Source organism: Alloacidobacterium dinghuense (assembly GCF_014274465.1).
GTDB classification, from domain to species: domain Bacteria; phylum Acidobacteriota; class Terriglobia; order Terriglobales; family Acidobacteriaceae; genus Alloacidobacterium; species Alloacidobacterium dinghuense.
This window is the reverse complement of record NZ_CP060394.1, coordinates 4588194-4600629: the sequence shown is the minus strand read 5'-3', so window position 1 is coordinate 4600629 and position 12436 is coordinate 4588194. Positions and strand designations below refer to the sequence as shown.

Genomic DNA, 12436 nt, shown 5'->3' with positions numbered 1-12436 from the left:
ACAAATAGGAGTAGCCGGATCTTATCAAATTAAGCCCGGTTTAAGGTGACTGATTGCATGATGATTGCGAGGAGGGACTCATGAAGAATGCTCTTATTGTTGCAATAGGTGCCGCAACCGCTCTGTCCATAAACAGCCATGCGGAGGCTAAGCGCGTGAACTTTGGTGATCTGCCTCCTGCTGTAAAGGAGACGGCGCAGAGAGAATCTCTGGGGGCTACAGTCAAAGGCTATTCGAAGGAAGTGGAAAACGGCCGGGTCGAGTATGAAGTGGAGATGATGCTCAACGGCATGTCGAAAGACGTCTCGATTGATCCTTCTGGAAAGGTGATCGAAGTTGAGCAGCAGGTGTCACTCGATGCAGTGCCGGCAGCAGCCATGGCCGCCATCCAAAAGGGAGCCGAAGGCGGTTCGATTCGGATGGTAGAGGAAGTGAAATCTGACTCCGAGACTGCCTATGAAGCCCAGATTTTAAACCATGGGAAACACCGAGAAGTCCGTGTGCATGCCGATGGCACTCGAGCGCCCGAACAGAACTGAAAGTGTGGTGAATCACCTGCGCAGATGTTAAGCATCCAGGTATTCATTTTGTCTAAGAAAGGAACGGAAAATCCCTTGAAGAACACCATCCAACTCATGGTTGCGTCCACTGTGCTCCTGTTATCTGGAAGTGCATCGCATGCGTTTGCACAATCCAACTGGGGAGTTACGAAAACATTTCATATCGGCGGAGACGGCGGCTGGGACTATCTCACAGTCGACCGCTCCACGCACCGGCTGTTTGTGCCGCGATCCACTCACACTATGGTCATCGATGCTGATTCAGGGAAGGTGCTCGGAGACATACCCGGCCAGAAAACCGCACATGGCGTAGCGATCGCTCCCAAGGTTGGACGTGGCTTCATCACCGATGGCGGCGGTAGCGGCGCTATCGTGGTTTTCGACCTGAAGACCTACGCAGTGCTGGGGACGATCCCCACCATGCCCGACTCCGACGGCATCATCTACGACGGGGCGCTTGACCGCGTTCTTGCTGTCTCAGGCGACGGCGGCGTGCTGATGACCTTCAAGCCCGACATCGATCCGAAGAATGGCAAGATCGATCCTCCCATTATGCTGGGCGGAGCGCCGGAGTTCCTCGCCTCTGACGGTGCAGGCAAGGTCTACATCAACCTGGAAGATAAGGATACCGTTGCTGTCGTCGACCTGAATTCGCGAAAAGTGACCGCACGCTGGCCAGTCGCTCCGGGTGGACATCCGGTCGGCATGTCGATGGATACAAAATCACGTCGTCTCTTCATCGGCTGCCGGAATCCGCAAAAGCTGATCGTGATGAGCGCGGACGATGGCAAAGTGGAAGCATCGTTGCCTATTGGCGCGGGTGTAGATGCCACAAAGGTCATGGCAGAAAAGTCCTTCGCGAGCTGCCGCGACGGATCGCTCGTTGTGGCTGCGGAGAAGGCGGGCAAGTTCGAAGTAGAACAGGTCGTCAAGACACCTGAAGGTGCGCGAACAATGGGCGTGGATGAGACTTCACAATTGATCTATTTACCTACAGCCGAGCTTGAGCCAGCAACAACGGGTCGGCCAAAGCCGAAGCCGGGCACCTTTATGATTGTTGTGGTTGGACAGCGGTGATCAGGGAACATGTGGAGCGTTGTCCTTGAGCAACGCTCCACAAACTTAACCCTTATTGTTCACCCGCTAGCGTCCAGCGCAAACCAAACGAGACGGTGGGTCTGTAATACTCGCGCTGTACCGGGTAGATGCCGCTACCGTTGTAGAACCCGAAGACCTCATTGCTGAGATTCAGTCCCGACGCCACTACCCGCAAATCCTTATAGATGCGATAGCTGCCCTGCACATCAAACTGCGTGTGCCCGTAGAAGTAGTTATCGCCTGTTGGGCCCTTTAGTCCAAGAATCGGATCGTTCGTCGGGCCGGTTGTCGCGTTCCACTGGTAGGCCGCAATGTTCGGGTCGTTGTGGCTGATAGCAAAACGTCCTGAGAAGCGGCTCTTATCGTAAGTCAGGTTGAAGTTGTAGTTGTTGGGCGCAGTACGGTCCAACCCAGGATGATCGGTGCGGCCGCCGTCGAATCCTGATGGGAAAGTGACCTGCGAAGCCGAATAGCTGTAGTTCGCATCGATGCCAAATCCGCTCAAGATGCCAGGGAGAAAGGAGAAACGCTGCTCCCATTGCAGCTCAATTCCCTGAATGTGCGCGTTCGGTCCATTGATGGACTGTGTCAACTGATATGTCCTGCCAGTGTTGTTGTAATTCGGAAGAAGAGTTGCAACCGGATAGATCGGGTTATGGAGTTCTTTAAAGAAATACCCGGCTTGCACAATACCCAACGGTTTGAGATAGTGTTCGGCCAGAACATCGAAGTTGTCTGACAAGGTCGGAATCAGATTTGGATTGCCTGTAGAAACCGTTGGATACGGAGTCTGGTTTGGATCGACCACGGTGGCTGGCACCAGGTCTCCGATATTGGGCCGCGCAAGTCCGCGGCTGTAGACGACACGCAGATTGCTGTCCTTCTGGAACTGCCATTGCAACGCCACACTGGGAAGCGCATTGAAGTAGTTGGCATCCTGCCGATTGGGCGTAACGGCAGGGCAACTCTGGCTTGGGTCTTTGTAGCAGGGCCCATTCGCGCCGTTGTCGATCGTATTCGCAAGAAAGTGAGTGCTGCCAGAATCAAAACGCACGCCACCTTCCAGGCGCACGTTATTGAAATAAATTACGTCTTCCAGATAACCTGCGGAGATCAGCTCATCGGCATTGAAGAATGCCGAAGCATATGTGTTGGAATCGCCTACGACGTCTTCAGTGAAAGCGCCCGAGTTGGCCGCCACAGCGCTCAGTATTTTGTTGTACGAGGAGGTAGGCCCATACGCCTGTCCGTTAATCGCAAACGATTTGTTGTAGTAGGTCGGATTCGTATAGTTTCCCCCTACACTGGCCAGGGTGAAGGGATTCGTTCCCGTGAAAGCGAGATGCGTGTCGTTCTCGCGTTGTGTGGAGTAGGAGTTACGAAACTTCAGCCCCATTGAGAAGGTGCTTGCATGCCCTGACAAATTGTAGTTATGCGCGAGATCTGCCGATCCCTGGATGTTGAGCTGCGTAGCGTGATAACTACCGGTGTCGGATTCATTGACCGTGTACTGAGTGGTGTTAAAGCCATTTGTACCGTCTGTAGCGTAAAGCCTTGGGCGGTAAGGATTGCTCAGGTCCTCACTGAAAGTCACGGCAGGCGGCCCGCTGAAATAAGTCGTTGGGAAGTCCTGTCCGCCGATGTTATGGCCGCGCGATACAGCAAGGTTGACAGTGATCAAATCCTTGGGCAAAGCTTGGCTGGCGCCGGCCAGGAAGCTGAAAACCTGCTGATCGGGCCTGCGGATGTAGTGGCGATAGACCCAATTCCCGTAGCTGCAAGGTGTGCTCGCATTCGGATTCTGCGCGTTATACGCATCGCATTGAGCGGGAGTGAAGAAATTTACCGTCGAGCCGCTGGCGGAATCGATCATGTTTGCTGTGCTTGGCGTGTAAACATGGGTTTCACCGAAATCGTGAAAGTCGGCATAAAGGCCCTTCACATAGGTCGTCAGAGTGGGGGTAATTTTGTAGTCTATTCCGGTATCGAAGCCGTACCGGGTGCGATAGTAATCGTACGAGCGAAAGTCCTCGCTGCTGACATAGGCAACATTTTGACCGTTGGCGAGGGTGCCGAAGGTCTGGCTCGGTTCAAGATCGTCGATACCACGGTTGGTGCGATCCCATGTTCCACCCAACAGGAACCCGAACTTTTTGCCGGGTCCGAATCGCTTCCCGAAAGTTCCGTCAAAGCCTCCGCGCCAGTAGCCGGTTTGCAGAGGGTTGTATCCTGCCGTACCGTTCAGCGAATACGTTGGCTTGTCCTGTGCCGTCGGGGTTACCAGGTTCACCGTACCGCCTACGCCATCGGCGTCCTGATCGGCAGCGAGAGTCTTGTAGACCTCGATGCGCTCAATTCCGTTGGAGGGGATCGCGTCCATCTTGACGTTGCGCACCGTCACTTCAACCGACGGCACGTTGACGCCGTTGACGGTAAGATTCGACAAGCGCGGTTCCGTGCCGCGAATCTGTACGTACTTGCCTTCACCTTCATCTCTCTCCAGAGACACGCTGGGCAAGCGCCCTATGGCATCGGCGATGTTGGTGTTGGGAAGACTGGTGATCACTCCCTGTGGCGCAACCTGCACAATTTGTGCCGACATGCGCTCGACGTTCACGGCTTCCGCTTCGCCCTCAAGTCGAGGTGCGGTGACAAGGACAGTGTCGGCGTCAGATCCCACCTGGAGCGTCGCAGTCACATTTGCAGTTTGACTTGAAGCGACGGTCACAGTTGTTTCAAATGGGTTGAACCCCACATAGGAAACCCTGAGCGTGTACTGCCCAGGAGGAAGGTTCGGGATACGAAATGTCCCTTGATTGTCGGTGGCTGCCTGGCGATCGGACGGTTCGATTTCTACTCTCGCGCTGACAAGAACCGCGCCAGCTGAATCTTGAACATTTCCGGCTATACCGCCGGGAGCCGTTTGTGCGGGCACTCGGAACGAAGTCAGCAAGCAGATAAGTATGAGAACGGAGAACGTCTGTTGGAAACATTTGCGCATACTCGATTAACCTCCCCAAAAGGTTGCCGGGTTCATTGCGTGAGTCTTGTTTGGATCTATCTCTGTCTTGGTAGCCTCTCTTGGATTAGCAGTGGCGGCGGATCCCCAGGACAAACGCTTTACTGTGAGTGGCGTGGTTTCAGCGTAGGGAGGTTTAACTTAAGTGAAAGTTAAGGAGAGTGGCCGTTCGCAATTGTTTCATCTGAAATTCACCTGCTGTTCACAAGCTCAGATGAGAAGAGTTTTCTTTTCGGCAACTGATGCCAGGGCGAGCTGCGAGATTTCAACGACCGGTCTGGTCATTTTTCCCGCGTGCGGACGTTTGGATAGACCTAATCGGCTGCGGACTCAACCCCATGTAGATCGGCCATTCAAGGTCGATTTACTTAACAGGCGCCACTCGGCCGAATTGCCGAACCGTCTTCTTGGGTTGGCATAACTTGCGGAGTGGGAAGTTGGTACGCAGAAAAGGCCGCCAGGTTGTTAACGCATTCGGCGATGGTTGACGGAAGGCCTGCGACGGTTGAGGGCAATGTGGGAATGGATGTGTCAGGCTTGATGAAGTTGAAGGCGCTCGTCATATCGCCTACTGTTGAGCGACGCCATGCAGTCAGGTTCGGCACTTCAGCCCCGAATCGTGTCTCAAGAAAGCGAAGAACCGAGGTGTGATCGAACAGGTCCGATGAAACAAAACCGCCTCGGCTGAAGGGAGAGATGATCAACATTGGCACTCGAAAGCCGAGTCCAAGGGGACCGGCTATCGCTGGGTTCCCCACTACAGACGGTTCCGGGACCTGTGCCCACCACATCCAGAAAGGATCCCTCCTAGCATCTCTGCTGCACCAGCTGCGACTCCGATCTTCAGCAGGTCTCGGCGCGTAAATCGTGTAGGAGGCATCAAGGACTTTATCGCTTCTCGACTTTCTTTGATGCTATTTCCTGGCTCCGCAATCTTCTTTGTCCCAAAGACACGTTTCGATGCGATAGCACCGATGTGCGATCAACTGCCAACAAAGATGCAAACGCGTGAGGACGTCAGTGAAATTCCCACTGTTTGGAGGCTCAGAGTAATTCTCGGCTCGGTGCAAGCCAAAGATTCATGCTGTAACACAACCCACACCTTCTGAAACAGGCGGGAGGGGGAGTTTGGGGTATGGATTAGGCGGGGTTTAGCGGGCGGGTTTTTGGAGGCCGTTTGAGACAGCGCACCCGTTCGAGGATGAGGTTGCGTTCGAGCTCTGCGATGGCCCCGATGATGACGACAATGGCGCGGCCCAGCGGACCGCCGGTGTCGATCTGCTCGCGGAAGCTGACGAACTCGATGTTGAGCCGATTGAACTCATCGAGCAGATCAAGGAGATGCTTCACCGACCGGGCGATGCGATCCGAGGCCCAGACCAAGATGACGTCGAAGCGGCCGCGGCGGGCATCACGCATCAGGGCATCGAGGCCCGGTCTCCTGGCCTTGGCACCGGAAATCCTGTCGGTGTACTCCTCGACGATATGGAAGCCGCGCTGCTGAGCCATCTGCCGGAGCTCGTAGAGCTGGGTTTCGGGGTGCTGATCGAGGGTGGAGACCCGCATGTACAGGGCGGCGCGCTTCATATAAAAGGAAACCAGGTTATCACATATATCTGAGATATGTAAAGAGTTTGTTTCCCCCTTACAACGACGGATCCAAACTCTTGCGCAAGACACGCTATCTCGGTGAAGGCGGCTTCCTGATGCGCAACAACCTCTACGGCATGAACGTAGAGCGTATGGCCGAATACGATGTGGTTGAGTCGCGCGTTCATGGCTGGGAGCGCTTCCAGGGCAAGTCCATCGAAGAGGTTCTCGGGCTCAAGAACGGTGAGCAGGCAATCCTCGGCTACATCAACGGCAACCCGGTCACCGCCGGCGGCGATAAGAACTACATCGAAAACGTCTTCCAGATGGGCAACGGATAGCGCGCTCTTTAGCGGATGGGTCCGAGAGAAGGCTGAAGCAATGTCAATGCGCTGGGATTCCCCTCCGGCCCGCGAATAATGTCCATCATTCCGCGGTGATCTCACCGCGGAATGGTTGAAGTGAATAGGCACGCAGGATGCCGGGGAGTTGAGGTTTTATAGGGTTTGAGAAGGGTGTTATTGATCTCAGGGGATCAGTTGCCTGGATAGGCAACCTGCATCTAGATCGAGCAATGCGAACGCGATGTATGGAATGCGAATGGCGCGAGTATTTGGTGAAAATCAGTAATCGGTCACAATCGCAGTATGGTGAACACCACTTCTTCGCATTTGCCTTTTGATCGGCTTCCAATTGAAGCCCGAGCACTGTTTTTCATTTACGCATCTGCAGCCTTGGCTCGCTACTGTCCCCAACCGCCGACGCCGCGCGGTGTGGCAGCGGATCTTGTAACCGTCTGGAACACAAATCGCCTTTGCCATGCCGATCTCTCCGATCCGTCTCGTATGACGTGTCTTCTTGAACAGCACTTCGCTGGCACAACGACAAGTACTGATTAGAGCTGCAAATCAAATCGTGCTATTGGCAAGGAACTCGCCGTCGATGAGGGCACTGTTCGCCGCGATCGGAAGTATCTGGAAACCCCCGAACACGAGCGGCCAGTTAAGAAAGAACGACCGAAGAAGCCCAAGAAGATCAGGCCGGCATATAACCCTGACAACACTGAAAGCCTCGAGCTTCACGTGCGCCGCATCCTGAAGGCACTGAAGCTCTGGGTCGCGGACGAGCGCATGGTGCTGAACGAACTCGAATACGTATTGCACGAAGCTGGCAAGCATCTTTATCAGGGGCGCTCATCGATCCAGCACTATCCCGTACCGACCGCGACGCCTACCCAACTGCTTCCTGCCGCCTGTCCTGACAAGTCAAAATGGGGAGATTTCATACCCAATCCAGACTACTGGGCGGAATGGCTGGCTCGCTGGCTGGTTCTTTGTCTCCCACGACAGGAGGAGCTTCAGAATAGGGTGCTACAGGAAACATCACTCTGGGCTCGGACATAATCGCTCAGCTTCGTATACTGGTGGCACATGTCTGAGACTCGTGACAGGCGCCGCCGAACTGACCTCGACCTATTTGTGTTGGCATTGATCGATAGCGGCATTTCGACTCCGTACGATCTACAAAAGATGGCCGGACTTTCCCCTGGTGCAACGATCCCTGCACTACAGAGACTTTTGGACGCGGGATGCGTACGCCAGGGAAAGCCCGGCCCTCGGGGCCGCACGGATCACAAAATCACAGCAACGGGAAAAAAACTCCTCAACGCTGGCTGGCGTACCTTGCTCGAGGATGGGCCCAGCGGCGATCTCGATGCCGACCTTCGCGTGGCGCTTGTGGCTTTATGGGCGGGTGGGGAACGACGCCTTGCCATCGAGTTCCTTCGGGAATCTGCACATAAGAAAACTGACGCGATTGAGTCGATCGAAGAGGACGATTCGTCAGATGCGTCCGCTCCACTTGCTAGGTGGTATCGCACGCTGCGATCCGCTGCTGCGAAGGCCCTGCTGAAAGGAGAATCGCAGGCGGCTCTCGCCATGGCTGAAAGTCTGCCACGAAGCCTACCTAAGAAAAGAAAGCAATCCGACCATTGAAGCCGCTTCGCTACTTTATCTCTAGCAAAAGATGGCTGCCCCATTGAGGTCGAAGATTGATTTCTGATCAGTGAGAGATAGGACTCTCGGGTGGACTTACGAGCAGGCATCTCCTCGGCAATGTATCGATCCAAAAGCGCGCCGAAGGTGACCCCAGCAGAGAGTCCGTAATTCGTTCCTCTGTTAAGCCTCAGAATCTGAGGTTCGAGCGCCTTCCGAACATCCGATTCTGTCTTGTAGATCTTGGGATCAAAAGTCTCCGCCCGAAGCTTCCGCTTGCCATTTTCGTTGACGTAATAACGGAACTCCCAGGCAAAACCCTTGGCGCGACGCACCTTGCGGATGCTGCCCTGTTGATAGCGATTTCTCTTGATTCGCACCGTCGTCCTTGAGGGAAAACTGACGAAGTGTATCTTAAAATGGTTTTCGATGGTGTTGCGGCGATTCAAGAATCAACATAAACCATTGATTTAAATGGAGCACCGGGCGGGAATTGAACCCGCGAATACTGGTTTTGCAGACCAGCGCGTTAGCCACTTCGCCACCGGTGCTCTCGATCCGCCACGGCAGCTGCGTGCGGCGGATTTTTAAAATGAATGGACTACTCTGCCGGCTGCGCGACGGTGCGCAGGTACGGCTTAACTGTTTTGTAGCCCGGGAAAATCTTATCGGCTTCTTCATTCGAGACGGCGCCAGTAATGATGACGTCCCCGCCCTGTTGCCAGTTCGCCGGTGTCGCCACTTTGTGCTTGGCCGTGAGCTGGATGGAATCAATCACACGGATAATCTCGTCGAAGTTGCGGCCAGTCGTCATGGGATAGGCGAGCGTTAGCTTGATGCGCTTATCCGGGCCGATGACGAACACTGTACGCACTGGAGCATTGTTGGCCGGCGTGCGTCCTTCACAGCTATCGCCCGCCTCCGCCGCCAGCATGTCATAGAGCTTGGCAACTTTCAGTTCCGGGTCTCCGATGATGGGGTAATTGACGGCGTTTCCGGTCACGTCATGAATGTCCTTGAGCCAGTTGGTGTGATCACTCACTTTATCCACGCTTAGTCCAATGACCTTGGCTCCGCGTTGCGCGAACTGGGCCTCCAGACCGGCGACCGCTCCCAGCTCAGTTGTGCAGACAGGCGTGAAATCCTTTGGATGGGAGAAGAGCACTGCCCAGTTATCGCCGATCCACTCATGAAAGTGGAGCGTGCCGTGCGTTGTTTCTGCCATAAAGTCTGGTGCAACATCGTTGATCCGCAGTGACATTTCGCTTCTTCCTCTTCGGGCAAATCCCTATCTTTCCTTTGAAATAGAAAACCCACCTCGGCAGGTCTCTGCGGGTGGGCGTTTTCGAGCTTTGGCGTTCAGACTTCGCTCTAGGAACACACCCGCATGGCGCAGCTACAGCAGCAGCACATACACATACGGGTTGGAGCCAAGCCGTTCATCCTGTGGATCAGGATAGCCGGTGGCTGCTGGCGTGTCAATCGCGCCAGCGTAGTCTTTCTAGCTAAGCCGAAAGACGGCGTTCGAACGTTTGTCGAGTCTGCGAAACTATCGGCATGCGTGCTTTCGATTACCATCTCTGCGATGTTTTCACCGATACCCCGTTTCACGGGAACCAGCTTGCCGTCTTCGAGAATGCCGGCGACCTGACGCAGGAGGAAATGCAGAAGATTGCGAAGGAGACCAACCTCTCCGAGACGACCTTCATCGTTCGCCGCTCTCCTGAAATGGAGAAGCTGCGCGGCGTGCGCGTTCGCATCTTTACGACGCAGGAAGAATTGCCCTTTGCAGGGCACCCGACGCTTGGTACCAGCACGTTTATTCGGCAGCATCTTCCCGAATACGCTGATTGCGAATCAATCGAGCTTGAGTTGAATGTCGGCCCGGTGAGTGTACGATTTTCGCCGCCCTTGAATGGAGCAGTACATGGCGAGATGACCCAGCCCGATCCTATCTTCGGACAGTTGCATGATCACATCGAAGTCGCGCGCGCCATTGGGGTGAAGGCTGATGACCTGGCGATGGAGATGCCGGTGCAGACGGTCTCAACGGGACTGCCTTACTGCATCGTGCCGTTTCGCGCTGTCGACGCACTCTCTCAATTGCGCATTCCGGCAGCTGCGGCGGAAGAGTACCTGAGCGACAAGGATGCGAAATTCTTTTACTGCATTGCGCCCGAGCTGAAAGGCATTTGGCGCGCGCGGATGCAGTTCTATAACGGCGAAGATCCAGCCACTGGATCTGCCGCGGGCTGCGCAATTTCCTATCTTGTGCATCACGGCTTTGCGGCATCGGATGAACAGTTGCACATTCGCCAGGGCATTGAAATGGGCCGACCGAGCATGATCGACGTGCGCGCGAAATTCGATGGAGTTTCAGTTCGGGAAGTGCGGGTTGGAGGCAGCACTGTTTTCGTAGCAAAAGGACGCTTTTTCCTTGAATGATTCACATGCTTTCAACAGGCCTTCTATCGCGCATCGTCAATAAAGACGCTGCAAAATCAAAATTCAGTGAATCTCCAGTAAAAAATTCACGGCTTCTTCGCTTCATCTTCCCTGTTTACACGCGACGCTGCCCTTCGTACTCTTGGCAAGCGTTCCGGAATTTTGGTTCGCAACTTTCGCCGATTACTGACAACTGAATGAGAGCCAGAGTGCGCAGACATGTGCGCTTGCGGCATCTATTGCATAGCCTGCCACCTTCCGGAATGTATCCCGAGAAACGCGCAAGCACCGCAGTGGTTGCCTGGTTGTTGCGCCGGCAACCATGCCCGCTCTTTGGTTCAACCGCATCCCGCTTGAGACGGGAACGCGGCGCCGCGCATATTGCGTGGAGGATGATTTGTTTTTCTAAAAAGACCTCCACGCGGCGCGGAAAGCCGGGCCTCGTCTTTACATAAATGGATTGCGGCCCGACGTAACCCCCCGCGGGCTCGCACACTGGAAGTGTGTTCGCCCTCATTAACCGCTTCGCCATGGCTCGCGGAGCAGTAAGGAAGTTTATGAGGCCCAGAAAAGTAATTCTCTGCGTTGACGACAATGAACAGGCCCTCTCCGTTCGTAAATTTCTCCTGGAAACCCGTGGATACCGCGTGATTACTGCGCTTTCGTCAGAAGAAGCTCTCGATATCTTCCGCAGCGGCGGAATCGACCTTGTGTTGAGCGATCTGCTCATGCCGCAGATGGATGGAAACGAACTGGTTCGCCGCATGAAGGAGATCACGCCCGAAGTGCCGATGATTCTCGTCAGCGGAACGGTGAAAGCCTTTGATCGCGCGAACCGCGCCGATGCGTTTCTGCCCAAAGGTGCCTGCACGCCCCTTGAGATGCTCGAACGCATTCGCATCATGATTGCCCGCAAGCGTGGACCGAAGAAGGTGATGCGCCCCTATCATGAGGTACCAGAACACGAGCCGGCGGCCGCGCTCGCATAAACGGAAGATGGGGCTGCATTTACAATCAAAGAGTGCAGCCCATCATCACCGCAGAAAACCTGTCGAAGGTTTATCGCACTGGAAAAATTGATGTTCCAGCCCTTCGCAACGTTTCGTTCACGATCGAGTCCGGGGAATTTGTCAGCATTGTCGGACCCTCGGGAAGCGGGAAGTCGACGCTCTTCTATATTCTTGGCGGATTGACACGACCCACTTCGGGGCACGTCAGCATTGATGGATCCGATTTCAGCTCTCTGACCGACTCTGAGCGTACGCGGATGCGAAAGACAAAGATCGGATTTGTTTTTCAGCGTTTTAATCTTCTGCCCACGCTTACGGCCATCCAGAATGTCGAGATTGCCTACGAGATCTCCGGACGCAAAGAGCCGCTCGATCGTGCATATCTGGAACATCTGACGCAGCTGCTTGGAATCAGCGGACGGCTGCAGCATCGTCCTTCCGAACTATCCGGCGGCGAGCAGCAACGCGTGGCCCTTGCGCGCGCACTCGTCACCCATCCCGCGATTGTGCTGGCCGATGAGCCGACCGGCAATCTCGACAGCAAGAATTCTGACGCCGTTCTTGATATGCTTCTGCGTTCGAATCGGGAACTAAAGCAGACAGTATTGATGATCACGCACAATCCGGAGGCTGCGGCGATTGCAGACCGGATCCTGCATATGCGCGATGGTGAGATCACCAGCATTGAAGCCGGCAGAGGCCAACTGGCCGCGCGATAGG

12 protein-coding genes and 1 tRNA gene are annotated in these 12436 nt (G+C 54.8%); 8 read left to right on the top strand and 5 right to left on the bottom strand.

The annotated features are described in order from the left end of the window. The first annotated feature begins 80 nt into the window (after window positions 1-80). Together H7849_RS19025 and H7849_RS19020 are read left to right on the top strand one after the other, a co-directional pair. On the top strand, window positions 81-539 hold the full coding sequence (locus tag H7849_RS19025) for a hypothetical protein (protein WP_186741589.1): 459 nt from the start codon (window positions 81-83) through the stop codon (window positions 537-539). Window positions 540-614: 75 nt separating this feature from the next. Further along, window positions 615-1637 carry a YncE family protein gene (locus H7849_RS19020; protein ID WP_186741587.1) on the top strand — a complete coding sequence of 341 codons (1023 nt, stop codon included), beginning with the start codon at window positions 615-617 and terminating at the stop codon, window positions 1635-1637. A gap of 52 nt (window positions 1638-1689) precedes the next feature. Here the strand turns inward: H7849_RS19020 and H7849_RS19015 are convergent, their stop codons facing one another. The 3 genes from H7849_RS19015 to H7849_RS19005 form a co-directional block, all read right to left on the bottom strand. Further along, a complete protein-coding gene (locus H7849_RS19015) occupies window positions 1690-4659 on the bottom strand; it encodes a TonB-dependent receptor (protein WP_186741585.1) in 2970 nt (989 codons plus the stop codon). A 386-nt stretch (window positions 4660-5045) separates the two neighbouring features. Beyond that, entirely contained in the window at window positions 5046-5468 is a 423-nt protein-coding gene (locus H7849_RS19010) for an alkaline phosphatase family protein (RefSeq protein WP_186741583.1), read from the bottom strand. Window positions 5469-5817: 349 nt separating this feature from the next. Further along, on the bottom strand, window positions 5818-6264 hold the full coding sequence (locus H7849_RS19005) for a recombinase family protein (RefSeq protein ID WP_186741582.1): 447 nt from the start codon (window positions 6262-6264) through the stop codon (window positions 5818-5820). An 80-nt stretch (window positions 6265-6344) separates the two neighbouring features. Between H7849_RS19005 and H7849_RS19000 the strand changes: the two genes are divergently transcribed. The 3 genes from H7849_RS19000 (at window position 6345) to H7849_RS18990 (ending at window position 8261) form a co-directional block, all read left to right on the top strand. Further along, complete coding sequence (locus H7849_RS19000) at window positions 6345-6608, top strand: hypothetical protein (RefSeq protein ID WP_186741581.1); 264 nt, start codon at window positions 6345-6347, stop codon at window positions 6606-6608. A gap of 741 nt (window positions 6609-7349) precedes the next feature. Then, complete coding sequence (locus H7849_RS18995) at window positions 7350-7670, top strand: hypothetical protein (protein WP_186741580.1); 321 nt, start codon at window positions 7350-7352, stop codon at window positions 7668-7670. Window positions 7671-7697: 27 nt separating this feature from the next. After that, complete coding sequence (locus tag H7849_RS18990; protein ID WP_186741579.1) at window positions 7698-8261, top strand: hypothetical protein; 564 nt, start codon at window positions 7698-7700, stop codon at window positions 8259-8261. Window positions 8262-8736: 475 nt separating this feature from the next. Here the strand turns inward: H7849_RS18990 and H7849_RS18985 are convergent. Continuing rightward, window positions 8737-8812, bottom strand: a tRNA-Cys gene (locus H7849_RS18985). Between the two features lie 50 nt (window positions 8813-8862). Then, on the bottom strand, window positions 8863-9522 hold the full coding sequence (locus H7849_RS18980; RefSeq protein WP_186741578.1) for a peroxiredoxin: 660 nt from the start codon (window positions 9520-9522) through the stop codon (window positions 8863-8865). A gap of 296 nt (window positions 9523-9818) precedes the next feature. On the opposite strand from H7849_RS18980, the gene H7849_RS18975 reads away from it, so the two are divergent. The 3 genes from H7849_RS18975 to H7849_RS18965 all read left to right on the top strand — a co-directional run bounded on the left by H7849_RS18975 (window position 9819) and on the right by H7849_RS18965 (window position 12435). Beyond that, entirely contained in the window at window positions 9819-10706 is an 888-nt protein-coding gene (locus tag H7849_RS18975; RefSeq protein ID WP_186741577.1) for a PhzF family phenazine biosynthesis protein, read from the top strand. A 557-nt stretch (window positions 10707-11263) separates the two neighbouring features. After that, window positions 11264-11695 (top strand): response regulator, encoded by a 432-nt coding sequence (locus H7849_RS18970; RefSeq protein ID WP_186741576.1) that lies wholly within the window; start codon window positions 11264-11266, stop codon window positions 11693-11695. A 32-nt stretch (window positions 11696-11727) separates the two neighbouring features. After that, a complete protein-coding gene (locus H7849_RS18965; protein WP_186741575.1) occupies window positions 11728-12435 on the top strand; it encodes an ABC transporter ATP-binding protein in 708 nt (235 codons plus the stop codon). Window position 12436 lies beyond the last annotated feature (1 nt).